The organism is Terrabacter sp. RAF57, from assembly GCF_052113925.1.
In the GTDB taxonomy this organism is placed as follows: domain Bacteria; phylum Actinomycetota; class Actinomycetes; order Actinomycetales; family Dermatophilaceae; genus Terrabacter.
The window spans coordinates 17212-29578 of record NZ_JBFRDT010000017.1 but is presented as its reverse complement, the minus strand read 5'-3'; the positions used below and the strand labels follow the sequence as shown (position 1 = coordinate 29578).

Genomic DNA, 12367 nt, shown 5'->3' with positions numbered 1-12367 from the left:
CCGGCAGCACCTCGAGCTGTCCAACCCGTCTCACGGACGGCTCTGGTGGACGACACTGGGCGGGTGAGACTCATGTGGATCATCTGCCTGTTCGCCGGTCACCGGTGGCGCCGTGAGAGCCGCGACGAGGACACGATCATCGTGTGCGGACGGTGCGACGCGGTCAGCCGCGTGGCGGAAGCGCGCGAGCGGCACCGCGAGCTCGGACGCGGCGAGATGTAGGCGCGCGACGGTACGGTCTGGTCATGCCGACGGAGCAGCGCAGCCATGTCGTGTCGATCGACCAGGGGACGACGAGCACCCGGGCCATGGTCTTCGACCGGAGGGGCCGCGTCGTGGCCGTCGACCAGATGGAGCACCGGCAGATCTTCCCGCGCGCCGGGTGGGTCGAGCACGACCCGATGGAGATCTGGCAGAACACCCGCGTCGTCGTCGGCGGGGTGCTCGGCAAGGCCAACCTCAACGCCACCCACGTCGCCGCGGTCGGCATCACGAACCAGCGCGAGACGACCGTCGTCTGGGAGCGTGCGACCGGCCGGCCGATCCACAACGCCATCGTCTGGCAGGACACCCGCACCCAGGCGATCTGCGACGAGCTGGCCCGCGACGGCGGCATCGAGCGCTTCAAGGACGTCACCGGTCTGCCGCTCGCGACGTACTTCGCCGGGCCCAAGGCGCGCTGGATCCTCGACCACGTCGACGGCGCCCGCGAACGGGCCGAGGCGGGGGAGCTGCTCTTCGGCACCATCGACACGTGGCTGCTCTGGAACCTCACGGGAGGCGCGGACGACGGTGGCGTGCACGTCACCGACGTCACGAACGCCTCGCGCACCCTCCTGATGGACCTGCGCACCCTCGACTGGGACGCGTCGGCCGCCGAGGCGATCGGTGTCCCGCTCGCGATGCTCCCCGAGATCCGCTCGTCGTCCGAGGTCTACGGCTCGTGCAAGCCGGGCATCCTCATCGACGTGCCGGTCGCCGGCATCCTCGGCGACCAGCAGGCGGCGACGTTCGGCCAGGCCTGCCTCGACGTCGGCACGGCCAAGAACACCTACGGCACGGGCAACTTCATGCTCCTCAACACGGGTGAGGAGATCGTCGCGTCGAAGAACGGGCTGCTGACGACCGTCTGCTACCAGCTCGGTGACGGCCGGCCCGTCTACGCCCTCGAGGGCTCCATCGCCGTCACCGGGTCGCTCGTGCAGTGGCTGCGCGACAACCTCGGCCTCATCAAGGACGCCAAGGAGGTCGAGACGCTCGCGGCGAGCGTCGACGACAACGGCGGCGCCTACTTCGTCCCGGCCTTCTCGGGCCTCTTCGCGCCGCACTGGCGTCCCGACGCCCGCGGTGCGCTCGTCGGTCTGACCCGCTTCGTCAACAAGGCCCACATCGCCCGAGCAGCGTTGGAGGCCACGGCCTTCCAGACGCGCGAGGTGCTCGAGGCGATGAACGCCGACTCGGGAGTGCCGCTCACCGAGCTGCGGGTCGACGGCGGCATGGTCGTCAACGAGACGCTCATGCAGTTCCAGGCCGACCTGCTCGGGGTCGACGTCGTGCGACCCGTCGTGGCCGAGACCACCGCGCTCGGCGCCGCGTATGCCGCCGGGCTGGCCGTCGGCTACTGGCAKAGCACCGACGAGATCCGTGAGAACTGGGGCGAGGACCGCCGGTGGACCCCCGCGATGGACGAGTCCGAGAGGGAGCGCCTCTTCCGCACGTGGAAGAAGGCCGTCGAGCGCACCCTCGACTGGGTCGACGACGACACTCCCTGACGGCTCAGTCCTCGCCCTCGAGGTGGAGGACGACCTTGCGCAGCAGGCCATTGAGGGCGACGAGCTCCTTGGCGGTCAGTCCCGAGAAGGCCTCCTGCTCACGAGCCATGCCGGCCTCGATCCCCTTCTCCCACATGGCCCGTCCCGACGGCGTCGGCCGGATGAGGATGCGGCGCCGGTCGATGGGGTCGACCTCGCGGGTCGCGTGGCCCCGCTGGACGAGCCGGTCGACGCGTGACGTCATCGCGGCGCGGGTCACGCCGCACGCATCGGCGAGCTGCGCGGGTGTCGCCTCCTCGGGGAACGGCTGGATCATCAGCGCGTGGAGCGTGTGGTAGTCCTCGATCGTGTCGTCCGTACCGGCGTAGCTCGCGTGGTCGGCTGCCTTGAGCCGCTTGGTGATCGCCTGCATGCGCGAGACGGCGCCCTCGACCTCGGGGTCCATGTCCTCGAGGAGGCCGCTCCAGCGTGCGACGTGCCGGTCGACCGAGTCCTGCCGTGCTCTCGCCATGGCGTCAGTCTCGCAGAGCCGAAGCACGGGGAGCGCAGATCCCTGACTATTCGTTGACAGATAGTCAGACGTTTAACTAATGTCACCCCATGCCCATGCGCGACCTGCTCCACCTCCGCGACGTCCGACTCCTGCTGGCCGGCCAGGGGCTCTCGTGGGTCGGTGACGCCTTCAACCCGATCGCCCTGTCCGTGGCCGTCGTCCTGGGTGGCGGGGGAGCAGGCGAGCTCGGTGTCGTCCTCGCGAGCGCCGTGGTGGCCCGCCTCCTGTGCACCCTCGTCGGCGGCGTCTGGGCCGACCGCGTGACGCCGCACCGGATCATGGTCGGCGCTGACCTCACCCGAGCCGGCTCCGTCGCCGCCATGGCCGTCGCCTTCGCGCTCGGCGACCCGCCGGTGGGCGTACTCGCCGGTCTGGCCGCGGTCACAGCGGGTGCGGGCGCCTTCTTCCACCCGGCCTTCGTCTCGCTGAGGCCCCTCATCGTCCCGGCCGCGGCACTCCAGACCGCCAACGGCGCGATCAGCTTCCTCCAGTCGAGCGCCCAGGTGGGCGGCCCGGTCCTCGCCGGCCTCGTCGTCGCCCGGTTCGGCCCGGTCGCCGGTTTCACGGTCAACGCGCTGACCTTCGCCTGGTCGGCGGTCTGCGTCGCGCGGCTCCGGGCTCGCGCCGACCACGTCGCGGAGCGCACCGGCATGCTGACCGAGATCCGCGAGGGCCTCGCCGAGATCCGGAGTCGGGACTGGCTGTGGTCGAGCCTCCTCGCGGCGGCGATGTTCCACGTCGCGAGTGGGGTCTTCATCGTCCTCGTCGAGGTGACGGCCGTGCGCGACCTCGGCGGCGCGCACGCCCTCGGCCTCGTCACGGCGGCGCTCGGCGCGGGCGGGCTCGTCGGAGGGCTCGTCGCGATGCGGCTCCAGCCTCGCCGGATGCTCCTCTGGGCCTTCGCGGCCCTCGGCCTCTTCCCGCTCTTCCCGCTCGCGTTCGCCTGGCCCGGAGGGCTCGTCGCGATCATGGCGCTCGCCCTCGTCGGCCAGGCCGGACTGCTCTACTTCGACGTCGGGTGGCAGACCGCCGTCCAGCAGGGTGTGCCCCACGACCGGCTGGCCCGCGTCGTCTCGTGGGACGTGCTCATCTCGTTCGTCGCGCTGCCTCTCGGCAACGTCATCGCCGGCCCGCTCAGCGCCTCCGTCGAGACGCCCGACCTCATGGTCGGCATCGCCGTCTGGATGCTCGTCGCCGGCTGCTGGCCGCTGCTGGTGCGCAGCGTCCGCGGCTTCACCCGCGCGTCAGCCCAGGGCGGCGATGGCGGCGTCGTAGTCGGGCTCCTGGCCGATTGCGGGGACGAGCTCCGTGTGCGCGACGGTGCCGTCCGCGTCGATGACGACGACCGCACGGGCGAGGAGGCCGGCGAAGCCGCCGTTCTCCATCCGTACGCCGTAGTCGTAGCCGAAGCCGGAGCGGAACGACGACGCCACGACGACGTTCTCGATACCCTCGGCGCCGCAGAAGCGGTTCAGCGCGAACGGTAGGTCGGCCGACACGCAGACGACCGCCGCGTTGTCGAGCCCGGCGGCGATCTCGTTGAAGCGGCGCACGCTCGCCGCGCAGACGCCGGTGTCGACGCTCGGGAAGATGTTGAGCACGACGCGCCGGCCCGACGGCAGCGTCACGTCGTCGCGCAGGTTCGTGCCGGTCAGCGTGTACGCGGGAGCGGGGGTGCCCACGGCCGGCAGGTCGCCGACGGTGTGGACGGTGGTGTCTCCGAGGGAGGTGGTGGCCATGGACGTATCTAACACGGGTCGCCTGGGGCTACCGTCGCGGCATGCCCGCTGACGGCGCGACGTGCCTCGCGACCCGCTGCTTCTGCGAGCTCGCTCGCCCCGACGGCATCGCCCAGCCGGCCGGCGCGTGGTCGTCCTCGGCGGGGTCTCCCTCCTCGTGGCCCTCGGCGTCCTGATCTGGGTCTGGCCCGAGTCCCGACGGGTGCTCTTCGCCGCGGTCCTGCTGCCCGGCATCGTCCTCGGCGCCGTCGCCGGGTGGTGCCTCGCCCGGCACTGGGCGACCCGTAGGTTGGTGTCATGACGGAGTCGCCGCTCACGCCGGAGCAGCTGGAGCAGATCGTGGCGGTCGCGATGGACATGGCGCGCGACGGTCGCACAGCCGACCTCGTCGAGTTCCTCGACCACGGCTTCCCGCTCGACCAGCAGGACGCCGCCGGCAACACGCTCGTCATGCTCGCGGCCTACCACGGCCACCTCGACACGGTCACGAGCCTCGTGGACCGCGGCGCCGACGTCGACCGCCGCAACGACCGCGACCAGTCCCCGGTGGCCGGGGCGATGTTCAAGGGCGAGGACGAGGTCGTCCGGGTCCTCGTCGCGGCGGGCGCCGACCTCGACGCCGGGTCGCCGACCGCGCGCGCCACGGCCCAGCTGTTCGGGCAGCAGCACCTCATCGACGGAGAGGACCGACCGTGACCGACCCGCACGACACCGGAGCACGCTCGCGCTTCGTCATCAACCTCGTCGGCGTCATCGGCATCGTGTTCGGGGTGCTCCCGATCCTGCGCTACCTGCTCGACCTGTCGCTCTTCGAGTTCACCGTCGCGCCCTACGAGTGGCTCCAGCTCGAGGGGGCCGCGCGGTTCCTCCCGCCCGGGATGGTCCTCGTCGCGTGCATCGTCGTGGCCTACGTCCTCGAGCAGCGGCTCTCCCGCGACTGACCCCGGTCCAACCCTCGACGGTCGGTGACCGTTCAACGACGAGCCCGTGATGTGATGTGGGCATGTCGGTCCGGGCCTCCCTCCTCGCCGCGCTCGTCCTCGGGTCGAGCCTGGCGATGGCGCCCGCCCCGGCCGCTCTCGCCGCCGACCCGGTCTCGCCCGAGGCCACGACGGTGCCCGTCGGTGCCGAGCCCGACGGCACGGCCGTGCGCCTCGACGTCTCCGTGTGGCCGCAGTCGAGCGGCAAGCACCCGGTCGTCCTGCTCGCCCACGGCTTCGGCGGCACCAAGGACTCGGTGACGAGCCAGGCGAACGACCTGCACGACCGCGGCTACGTCGTCATCGCGTGGAGCGCCCGTGGGCACGGCGCGTCCGGCGGTCGCATCCACCTCAACGACCCGGCCTACGAGATCGCTGACGCGAGAACGCTGCTCGACCTCGCGGCCAAGCGCTCCGACGTCGAGCTCGACGGTCCGGGAGACCCGCGCGCCGGGGTCATGGGTGCCTCCTACGGCGGCGCCCTCGCCCTCATGCTGGCCGGCTCCGACCGGCGGGTCGACGGCGTCGTCTCGGCCATCACGTGGAACGATCTCGCCGACGCCTTCTTCCCGCAGGCCGCCGTGACGAAGGCGGCGACCACCGCTGCCGGGCGCTCGCCGATCGACGTCGCCGGACCCTTCAAGCAGGTCTGGGCGACAAACTTCTTCCTCTCGGCGCTCCGTGGCGGCCAGGGGGCGGGCACCGGAACCGCCGACTGCGGCCGCTTCGACCCGACGATCTGCCGCCTCTTCGTCCAGGCCTCCGAGACCGGCACCGCCTCACCCCAACTGACGACGCTGCTGCGCGCGCACAGCCCGAAGCCGACGATGAACGCCCTCACCGCGCCGACCTTCCTCGTCCAAGGGGTCGGCGACTCGCTCTTCGGGCTCGACCAGGCCGACGCCAACGCGTCGGCGCTCGCCGCCTCCGGCACGCCGTATGCCGTCCGGTGGAGCGACGGCGGCCACGACGCCCCGAGCACCCACGAGGCGGAGGAGGTCGAGGCCTCCTACACGTGGCTCGACCACTACGTGCGTGACAAGGGCGCACGCGGATCGGCCCTGCCCACAGCGGCCTTCACCTACGGCACCCCCGCCGGTCGGGCGGGTCAGCCGACGACGCTCCACACCCTCACGGCATACCCGGGGCTGTCCGGCGCGGCGCTCCGGACGCGCGAGCTGCCCCTGACGACGACCTCCGGGGCGCTGCTGCACCCGCCCGGCGGACAGCCGGCCTCGCTCATCGCCGTGCCCGGCCTCGCCGCCCTGGGCGTCAGCCTCTCGACGTACCAGATCGCGGCGCTGCCCGGTCAGTCGACGGCCCTCGACACGCAGCCCGTCGCCGAGGCCGAGACGGTGGTCGGGTCGCCGACGATGCGACTCACCGTCACGTCCGACGCGCCGGACGTCACGCTCTTCGCGTCGGTGTGGCGCGTCACCGGTGGCTCGGTGACGCTGACCAACCCGCTCGTCGCGCCGGTGCGCCTCACCGTGACGCCGGGCCGGCCCACCCCAGTGACGATCTCGCTCCCGGCAGCGACCTACGACCTGCCGGCCGGCACCCGGTGGCGCGTCCTGCTGACGAGCACCGAGTCGACGTACTCCAACTCGCGGACCCCGAGCGGCATCCGCATCTCGGGGGCCTCGGCGCTCACCCTCCCGGTCGCGACCGGTGCCGCGGTCGACGGGGCCGTGGCCGGCGGCGTCGACACCGAGACCCTCCTCGCCTCCGGCGCCCTCGCGGTGCTGCTCCTCGCGGCGCTCGCCGGTTGGCTCGTGCGCCGTCGCCGCCGGATGCACCTGCCCGCGCGGCCTGACCTCGCCGACGTCCCGCTCGTCATCGAGGGACTCGTCAAGACGTACGCCGACGGCCACCGCGCCGTGGACGACGTGTCGTGGCGGGCCGAGAAGGGTCAGGTCGTCGGGCTGCTCGGCCCCAACGGCGCCGGCAAGACGACGACCATGCGGATGGTCATGGGACTCATCTCCTCCGACGCCGGCAGCGTCCACGTGCTCGGTGAGCCCGTCTCCGCCGGCTCGCGGGTGCTCGGCCGGGTCGGCGCGCTCATCGAGGGCCCCGGCTTCCTGCCGCACCTCACCGGGCGCCAGAACCTCGAGGCCTACTGGTCCGCCACGGGCCGGGACCCCGAGGACGCCCACATCGCCGAGGCCCTCGACGTCGCGGCCCTCGGCGGCGCCGTCGACCGGCCGGTCAAGTCCTACAGCCATGGCATGAAGCAGCGACTGGGCATCGCCCAGGCGATGCTCGGGCTGCCCGAGCTGCTCATCCTCGACGAGCCGACCAACGGCCTCGACCCGCCCCAGATCGCGGCGATGCGCCCGATCCTGCGCCGCTACGCCGAGACCGGGCGCACCGTCGTCGTCTCGAGCCACCTGCTCGCCGAGGTCGAGATGACGTGCACCCACGTCGTCGTCATGCACGCCGGCCGGGTCATCACGCAGGGCCCCGTCGCCGAGCTCGTCGACAGCGACGACACGACGATCCTCGACCTGCCCGAGCACGTCGACCACGACGTCGTCAGCGCCGGCGTGCACGCGCTCGAGGCCGCAGCTGGCGTCACCGAGGTGCGCGTCGACACCCCGACCCGGATCGTCGTCGTCGCCGACCGCGGCCGGGCCGAGGTCGTCGCGGCTGCCGTGTCGGCGGGGCTGCCCGTCGTCGGCGTCAGCAGCCGCCGCCACCTCGAGGAGGTCTTCCTCGGCGTCATCTCGTCGGCGTCCGCACCGGGTGCGGCCGGCGAGCCCGGAGACGAGGGTGCGTCCCTCGTCGAGCGACTGAGGCAGGTGAGGGCGCGATGAGCGAGACCCACGCGGGGGGCCCGGACGTGAGCCCCGGGGACGCTCTGCTCGACGTCATCGAGCCGGCTCCGGCAGCGGGGAGCGGCGAGATCCACCAGGTGCGCGATCCGCTGTCGTGGCGGTCCGAGCTGCGCCGGCAGTGGGGCCGGCGACGCACGATCTGGGCCTTCGGCCTGCTCCTGGCGCTGCCGCTCGTCCTCGTCGGGTCGTTCGCCTTCGGCCAGCGGTCGAGCAACAGCCGTGGCGGTGCCTCGACCCGGATCTTCGACCTCGCCCAGAGCGGGGCCGCGAACTTCAGCCTCGTGCTCGTCTTCCTCGCCTCGGAGCTGCTCCTCGTGCTGCTCGCCGCCCTCTTCTGCGGCGACGCCGTGCCCTCCGAGGCGTCGTGGTCGTCGCTGCGCTACCTGCTCATCGCGCCGGTGCAGCGGGCCCGCCTGCTCACGAGCAAGCTCGCGATCGGGATCGCCTCGACCCTCGTCGCGACGGTCCTGCTGCCGGCGTGGGGCCTGCTCGTCGGCGGCGTCGCCTACGGCTGGGACCCGCTGACCAACCCGCTCGGCGAGAACCTCTCGTGGGGCCAGTTCCTGCCGCGCCTGGCGCTCGCGATGGCCTACATCTTCGTGACACTGCTGCCGATCGCCGCCATCGCCTTCTGGATCGGGACGCGCTCCGACGCGCCGCTCGCGGCGGTCGGCGGCGCCGTGCTCGTCAGCATCCTGCTCAACATCCTCGACCAGCTCGACGCGCTCGACCCCTACCGCAACGCCTTCCCGGGCCACTACTCGCGGGCCTGGCAGGACGCCCTCGCCGTGTCACCGGACTACACCGACATGGTGCACGGCGCCTTGTGGGCGCTCGTGTGGGCCGTCGCCTTCACGATGCTCGCCTACCGCCGCTTCCGGCGCAGCGACATCCTCAGCTGACGCCGCGCCTCCCGCTCAGAACGTCGCGGCCTCGGGGATGATGCGCTCGCCGATGAGCTCGAGCACGTCGGTCTTCGAGCCGTCACCGATGCCCAGCTGCACGTGCGTCACACCGAGCCCGGCGAGGTCACGCAGGTGCTCGAGCGTGGCGTCGACGTTCTCGCCGTCCGCGCCCGGGTCGACCGGTCCCATGACGGTCTTCTCGACCTCGTCGTAGTCGCGGCCGAGAGCCTCGCAGTGGCCGCGGAGGACCTCCAGCTTGTGGGCGAGGTCGGGGCTGTCGAAGAGGTTGCAGGCCTGGGCGTACTGCGCGACCATCCGGAGCGTCTTCTTCTCGCCGCCGCCACCGATGAGGATGGGCGGGTGCGGACGCTGCACCGACTGCGGGGAGTTGAGGGTGCTGCCGAGTTGGTAGTGCTTGCCGGCATACGGCTCGACGCTGTCGCCCCACATCTGGAGGCAGATCTGCAGCGTCTCCTCGAGGCGCTCGAAGCGCTCGGCGGTGGCGGGGAAGGGCAGGCCGAGACCGACGCACTCCTCCTCGTTCCACGCCGCGCCGATGCCGAGCATGGCGCGGCCCTTCGACAGCACGTCGAGGGTCGTGACCTCCTTGGCGAGCAGCCCGGGCTCGCGGTAGACGGCGGCCGTGACCCAGGCGAGCAGCTGCACCTTCTCGGTGACGGCCGCGAGGAAGCCGAGGGCCGTGTAGGCCTCGAGCATCTCGTGCTCCTTGGGCCCGACCATGCCGATCTGCCAGACGTGGTCCATGACCGAGAGCTTGGTGAAGCCGACGTCCTCGGCCGTCCGCGCCGTGCGGACGAGGTCGTCGACGAAGGTGGAGGAGCCGCCGCTCCACGTGAAGTTGGCGAGGTGCAGTCCGAGATGCATCCTCCGACACTACGTCCGCTCGCTGGAAGTGGAACCCCTGAGCGAGCCTTCAGGGGGCGTCCGGCGCCGCGGTGAGCTGGGAGCCGGAGACGGGCGGCTCGGCCGACCACGGGAAGACGATCCACTGGTCGGTCTGGCGCCAGACGTAGTCGGGCGTCACGGCCGATCCGGGCTTGCCGTAGAGCACCGCGCTGCGTGCCTCGGCGCCGTGCTCCTGGAGCAGGTCGAGCACGAGCGCGAGAGTGCGGCCCGAGTCGGCGACGTCGTCGACGACGAGGATCCGGCGGCCCTTGAGGCTGCCGGTGTCGAGGTGCGGGGCCAGGAGCACCGGGTCGGGCAGCGTCTCCTCGACGTCGGTGTAGAACTCGACGTTGATGGCATCGGTGAGCTTGACGCCGAGCGCGTACGAGAGCCCGCCGCCGGGGATGAGCCCGCCACGCGCCACGGCGACGAGCACCTCCGGGCGGAAGCTCGAGTCGGCGACGAGGGTCGCGAGCTCGCGGATCGCGACGCCGAAGCGCTCCCACGTCAGCACCTCCTTGTCGACGAGCGTGGAGGCGTCTGCGTGGTAGGCGATCGTCATGCGAGGAAGGCTAGTCACGTCCCGTGAACGGCGTGTTTCGGGTGTCGAGGGTTCGGGCAGACTGGCCGGGTGACCCCCGACCCGAGCCGCGCCAGCTGCCCGACCCGACCGCTCCGGCCCTCCCGGCGCTCGCAGGTGCCCCCGTTCGAGGTCATGGACGTGCTCGACCGGGTGGCCGTGCTCCGGGCTCAGGGGCGCGACGTCGTGTCCCTCTGTGCCGGTGAGCCGTCGGGAGGTGCGCCGAGCCTCGTCTCGGAGGCCGCGGCGCGCATCCACGGCTCGGGCCGTGCCCTGACCTACACCTCGGCGCTCGGCATCCGTGAGCTGCGGTCCGAGATCGCCGCGCACTACGGCCGGTGGTACGGCCTCGACGTCGACCCGGCCCGCGTCGCGATCACGACGGGCTCGTCGGGCGGCTTCGTGCTCGCCTTCCTCGCCGCCTTCGAGCCGGGGGACCGTGTCGCGCTCGCGCGGCCCGGCTACCCGGCCTACCGCAACATCCTCACCTCGCTCGGGTGCGAGGTCGTCGAGATCGACTGCGGCCCCGAGACCCGGTACCAGCCGACGCCCGAGCTGCTCGACGCCGCGCAGGCCGACGGCGAGCTCGCGGGGCTCATCCTCGCCTCGCCCGCCAACCCGACCGGCACGATGGTCGACCGCGCCGAGCTCGCGGCGATCACCGACTGGTGCGCCGCCCACGGCGTACGTCTCGTCAGCGACGAGATCTACCACGGCGTCACCTATCCGGACCCCGGCGCCGCCGACCCCCGCGGTGTCTGCGCCTGGGAGACGGACGACACGTCTCTCGTCATCTCCTCCTTCAGCAAGTACTGGGGGATGACGGGCTGGCGCCTGGGCTGGATGCTGCTCCCCGACGACCTCGTGCGCCCCGTCGACGCGCTGGCCGGCAACGTCGCGCTGTGCCCACCCGCACCGGCGCAGTATGCCGCCGTGTCGGCCTTCGCGGAGGAGTCCTACCACGAGTGCGACGACGCGGTCGCCGAGTTCGCGCGGACCCGAAAGCTCTTGCTGGACAATGCATCCCGCCTCGGCTGGGGTGAGTCCGCGCCGCCGGACGGCGCGTTCTACTACTGGGCAGACCTCGGGCCGCAGCGGGGCCGGTGGGGCGGCTCGGCGGCATACGCCAGCGCCCTCCTCGAGGAGGTCGGCGTCGCGATCACGCCGGGCGGCGACTTCGACGACCGGGCGGGCGGCCACTCGGTGCGGCTCAGCTTTGCCGCCGGAGCGACCGCGGTCAGCGAGGCGATCGAGCGGATCGAGGCATTCAACGCCCGCTGAGCCGCTAGCGTCGGCCCATGGGGTGGTTCTCCGGCGCGGTGGCGTGGGTCCGCTCGCGGATCGGGAGCCAGCCGCGGCCCGAGCCGCCGGCGCCCGGCCAACCGGCGACGGTCGACGCGCTCGTCGAGCGGATGCACGAGATCGACCGCGCGCTGCCCGGGAGCGACGGTGTCGCGGCCTTCAACCGGATGTACCTCCGCGTCACCGAGCTCGTCCGTGACCGGCTCGTCGAGGGGTGGTTCGGCAATCCGGCCTTCGTGACGCGGCTCGACCTCGTCTTCGCCGGGCTCTACCTCGACGCGGTCGGTGCGGGCTCGCCCGACCCGTCCTGGCAGCCGCTCTTCACGTGCCGGCTCGAGCCGGGCCGGGTGCCGATCCAGTTCGCGCTCGCCGGGATGAACGCCCACATCAACCACGACCTGCCGCTGGCCGTCGTCACGACGTGCCGCCAGCTCGGCCTGACGCCGGACAGCCCCGGGGTCGAGGACGACTACCACCGGGTCAACGACCTGCTCGCCGCCGTCCAGGAGGACGTGCGCCGATCGTTCCTCGACGGCATCGCGCTCACCGTCGACGAGCAGTACGCCGGCCCGGTCGCCAACCTCGTCAGCGGCTGGAGCATCGTGCGCGCCCGCGACGCCGCGTGGACGAACGCCCGTGTGCTGTGGTCGCTCGAGGGCGTCGAGCCGTTGCGCACCGACTTCCTCGCGACGCTGTCGCGCACCGTGGGGATGGCCGGGCGCTACCTGCTGACGCCGGTCGCCGACCTCGCTTCCTGACCTCGGCCTCGCGGGCCAGGCGACTCGTGCCG

13 protein-coding genes and 1 pseudogene are annotated in these 12367 nt (G+C 72.4%); 10 read left to right on the top strand and 4 right to left on the bottom strand.

The window, feature by feature from the left end:
* Positions 1 to 63: 63 nt before the first annotated feature.
* Together AB4Y83_RS17535 and glpK are read left to right on the top strand one after the other, a co-directional pair.
* Positions 64 to 222 carry a hypothetical protein gene (locus AB4Y83_RS17535; protein ID WP_442297646.1) on the top strand — a complete coding sequence of 53 codons (159 nt, stop codon included), beginning with the start codon at positions 64 to 66 and terminating at the stop codon, positions 220 to 222.
* Between the two features lie 23 nt (positions 223 to 245).
* Positions 246 to 1772, top strand: a complete 1527-nt coding sequence (glpK, locus tag AB4Y83_RS17530) for a glycerol kinase GlpK (RefSeq protein ID WP_442297645.1) — start codon at positions 246 to 248, stop codon at positions 1770 to 1772.
* Positions 1773 to 1776: 4 nt separating this feature from the next.
* On the opposite strand, the gene AB4Y83_RS17525 is transcribed toward glpK, so the two are convergent.
* The gene (locus AB4Y83_RS17525) at positions 1777 to 2283 is read right to left on the bottom strand and encodes a MarR family winged helix-turn-helix transcriptional regulator (protein ID WP_442297644.1); all 507 of its coding nucleotides are present in this window, start codon (positions 2281 to 2283) and stop codon (positions 1777 to 1779) included.
* Positions 2284 to 2372: 89 nt separating this feature from the next.
* On the opposite strand from AB4Y83_RS17525, the pseudogene AB4Y83_RS17520 reads away from it, so the two are divergent.
* Positions 2373 to 3518, top strand: a pseudogene (locus AB4Y83_RS17520) (MFS transporter); the annotation flags it as partial.
* A 51-nt stretch (positions 3519 to 3569) separates the two neighbouring features.
* On the opposite strand, the gene tpx reads toward AB4Y83_RS17520, so the two are convergent.
* Positions 3570 to 4064 carry a thiol peroxidase gene (tpx, locus tag AB4Y83_RS17515; RefSeq protein WP_442276721.1) on the bottom strand — a complete coding sequence of 165 codons (495 nt, stop codon included), beginning with the start codon at positions 4062 to 4064 and terminating at the stop codon, positions 3570 to 3572.
* 127 nt (positions 4065 to 4191) lie between these two features.
* Between tpx and AB4Y83_RS17510 the strand changes: the two genes are divergently transcribed.
* The 5 genes from AB4Y83_RS17510 (at position 4192) to AB4Y83_RS17490 (ending at position 8786) form a co-directional block, all read left to right on the top strand.
* Complete coding sequence (locus AB4Y83_RS17510; protein ID WP_442297643.1) at positions 4192 to 4365, top strand: hypothetical protein; 174 nt, start codon at positions 4192 to 4194, stop codon at positions 4363 to 4365.
* Positions 4362 to 4760, top strand: a complete 399-nt coding sequence (locus AB4Y83_RS17505) for an ankyrin repeat domain-containing protein (RefSeq protein WP_442297642.1) — start codon at positions 4362 to 4364, stop codon at positions 4758 to 4760. The genes AB4Y83_RS17510 and AB4Y83_RS17505 overlap by 4 nt, the downstream gene beginning before the upstream one ends.
* On the top strand, positions 4757 to 5005 hold the full coding sequence (locus AB4Y83_RS17500) for a hypothetical protein (protein ID WP_442276718.1): 249 nt from the start codon (positions 4757 to 4759) through the stop codon (positions 5003 to 5005). Before AB4Y83_RS17505 ends, AB4Y83_RS17500 begins: the two co-directional genes overlap by 4 nt.
* A gap of 62 nt (positions 5006 to 5067) precedes the next feature.
* Positions 5068 to 7863 (top strand): alpha/beta fold hydrolase, encoded by a 2796-nt coding sequence (locus AB4Y83_RS17495; RefSeq protein ID WP_442297641.1) that lies wholly within the window; start codon positions 5068 to 5070, stop codon positions 7861 to 7863.
* The gene (locus AB4Y83_RS17490) at positions 7860 to 8786 is read left to right on the top strand and encodes an ABC transporter permease subunit (RefSeq protein WP_442276716.1); all 927 of its coding nucleotides are present in this window, start codon (positions 7860 to 7862) and stop codon (positions 8784 to 8786) included. The genes AB4Y83_RS17495 and AB4Y83_RS17490 overlap by 4 nt, the downstream gene beginning before the upstream one ends.
* Positions 8787 to 8801: 15 nt before the next feature.
* On the opposite strand, the gene AB4Y83_RS17485 is transcribed toward AB4Y83_RS17490, so the two are convergent.
* On the bottom strand, positions 8802 to 9674 hold the full coding sequence (locus AB4Y83_RS17485) for an LLM class F420-dependent oxidoreductase (protein ID WP_442297640.1): 873 nt from the start codon (positions 9672 to 9674) through the stop codon (positions 8802 to 8804).
* 49 nt (positions 9675 to 9723) lie between these two features.
* Positions 9724 to 10257: a phosphoribosyltransferase gene (locus tag AB4Y83_RS17480; protein WP_442276714.1), complete on the bottom strand. Its 534-nt coding sequence runs from the start codon at positions 10255 to 10257 to the stop codon at positions 9724 to 9726.
* A gap of 153 nt (positions 10258 to 10410) precedes the next feature.
* Between AB4Y83_RS17480 and AB4Y83_RS17475 the strand changes: the two genes are divergently transcribed.
* Positions 10411 to 11556, top strand: a complete 1146-nt coding sequence (locus tag AB4Y83_RS17475) for an aminotransferase class I/II-fold pyridoxal phosphate-dependent enzyme (protein ID WP_442297665.1) — start codon at positions 10411 to 10413, stop codon at positions 11554 to 11556.
* Positions 11557 to 11573: 17 nt separating this feature from the next.
* Entirely contained in the window at positions 11574 to 12335 is a 762-nt protein-coding gene (locus AB4Y83_RS17470; RefSeq protein WP_442276713.1) for a DUF5995 family protein, read from the top strand.
* Positions 12336 to 12367: the final 32 nt, after the last annotated feature.